Source organism: Ligilactobacillus equi DSM 15833 = JCM 10991 (assembly GCF_000615765.1).
GTDB lineage: Bacteria > Bacillota > Bacilli > Lactobacillales > Lactobacillaceae > Ligilactobacillus > Ligilactobacillus equi.
In genome coordinates this window covers 1-1640 of the sequence record NZ_BAMI01000115.1, presented here as the reverse complement: position 1 = coordinate 1640, position 1640 = coordinate 1, and the positions used below count along the sequence as shown (strand labels likewise).

Genomic DNA, 1640 nt, shown 5'->3' with positions numbered 1-1640 from the left:
ATTTGAGGGTAAATTTATTTTTAAAATTCCGAATAACTTATTATAAATCGTTTTTATGATTAGTATATACATAGTTGTAGATGATTTTTAGAGATTGAATGGACATTAAAGTTCGGTTATTATTAAGGTGGAGATTAAATACTAAATTAATTTTTGTTAAAAAATCTAAAATATTAGGGAGAAAAATTATGGTTTCTAAAAATAATACGAGACTTTACGACCAAAAAATGAATCGTAATAAGTTTCATTACACGATTAAGAAGCTTAATGTAGGGGTTGCTTCAGTATTAGTTGGGATAGGTTTTGGCCTATCTGCGGCTGTACTTAGTGGAAATCAAGTTAAGGCGGATCAAATTTCAACTAGTGAAGTTACACCAGCAGTTTCAAGTACCGATGTTTCAGTGAATACGGTACAAGAAACGACAGATAGCAAGGAGCAATTACCACCGCAAGAAACTAATGCTAGCGAAGTAGCAACGATAGCACCTACTTCTACAGTACAGGATCAGTCGACATCAAGTGAAGAAAGTACCTCACTTACCGCACCAGTTACAACAGCGGAATCTTTGAAGCAAGTTGATACTCAAGAAGCTACACCGACTACGGCAGAAGGCAATACTACAATGTCCGATGTGGTAGCTGAGATGAAAAAGCAAGGGCTTGCCTCCGATGAACAAGCCAGAGCGCTTATGGAAGCTTACACTTCTGGGAAACTTAATGCTGAAGAAGTACAACAAACTTTTGCCGCTATTGGGAATTCAGCCAGTCCATTTATTACGATGGCGACGACAAGTACTGCGCAAACAATGGCAGAAAAGTACGAGCCACACGTGCAAGATATTGAACTAGCTAAAATGTTTAAGGCGCCGGCTGCAAGTAACTATATTGCAAATGCAAACCGCCTTCCTTATAAAGATATCGACTTTGCTTCTAAGCCAACAAAAGGTGGTGTGGCATATAATTTTGAAGATATTACTTATAGAGATCCTAGTGATAACTCAACCTTAGGCACATACACCTTTGATATTAAGGTAACATATCTAGATAATTCTTTCGAAACAGTTTCTGCAAGTTTAAATGTAGTATGGTCTAAGGGTTTCGAAGCGATTATTGATGACATTTACGACACAGATAAAAAAATTACGGGGGTCGGTCCGACACTTCCTAGAACCACAGGGAATGCAGGGGATACTTACATTCAATTAACTAAAAAAGTTGGTGATACGTATCAAGTATTGGAAAAGCGTCCATACGACTACAACGGGAGTTTTAGTTTTGATGTACCAGATATTAAAGCAGGCGATGTGTATAAAGTAGACCTTCTTTTTGTATTGCCAGGTTTACCAGTAGATACAGAAAGTACAAAAGCTGTATCCGTTGTTGCGGATCCTAGACCTGATGTTCAACGAAATGCACCTTATGGGACAGAAATTACGGTTGATAAAGGAACAACTCTAACTTCAAAACATGCAGAAGAAGCGATTGCTAATACTTCTGATTTAAGCGATGTAGTAAGTTACAGTTGGGAAAGTTTGCCGGATACATCAACAGTTGGTAAATCAAAACCAGGGGTTGTGCGAGTAACTTATGCAGATAATACATCTGACTTAGTGAATGTTAAAGTGAATGTTGTAGCTAAA

The 1640-nt window shown here is 37.6% G+C and carries 1 protein-coding gene; it reads left to right on the top strand.

The window, feature by feature from the left end:
- Positions 1 to 188 precede the first annotated feature (188 nt).
- On the top strand, positions 189 to 1640 hold a 1452-nt coding region (locus tag JCM10991_RS14085; RefSeq protein ID WP_035189065.1), incomplete at its 3' end, for a Rib/alpha-like domain-containing protein.